We start from the raw sequence: 548 nt of genomic DNA on the forward strand, positions 1-548 counted from the left end.
TCGCAGCGCTTGCCCCGCTGTCGATCTGCTCGATCGGTGGTGTGAATCGAGCCCGCCCGACGAAGAAGACGCCGCGCTGCGGCAGCCAGAAGTCACCCAGGCGGGTCTGCTCGTCGAGCGGCGCCGGCGCACCGAGATCCTCACCCCGGTACGACGCAGCACTGCCGACCACACGCCAGATCTTCAACGGCGCGGCCTTGAAGTGGGGGCCGTTGGGCGTCGCTCCGCGGAGTCGGATCCGGCCGGTGTGCAGCATCGTGCGCGCCATCGGTCCCATCGCACCGAGCACGACGTTGCTGTTCCAGCCCGCCTCGGGAAGCACCCCACCCATCCCGGTCATCATCCGGGTCGCCGAGGTCGCGCCCAGCTCGATCCGCCAGGTCAGGTCGTCACCGAGCGTCACCTCGAGCGTGAGGTCGTCGGACCAGGACACGTCGATGCCCGGCACGCGGGTCCCGCCCGCGACCGACCCGAAGTAGCGCGGGCAGGTCAGCTCGGTCGGGCCGGTCGTGTGGATGGTCCAGCGTCCCCCCGGATCGCGGAACCAG

At 70.6% G+C, this 548-nt stretch carries 1 protein-coding gene; it reads right to left on the bottom strand.

The features are described from left to right. A partial coding sequence (locus ASD66_RS24765; RefSeq protein WP_235530096.1) for a hypothetical protein occupies positions 1 to 548 on the bottom strand: 548 nt, incomplete at both ends.

Source organism: Nocardioides sp. Root151 (genome assembly GCF_001427925.1).
Taxonomy (GTDB): Bacteria; Actinomycetota; Actinomycetes; order Propionibacteriales; family Nocardioidaceae; genus Nocardioides.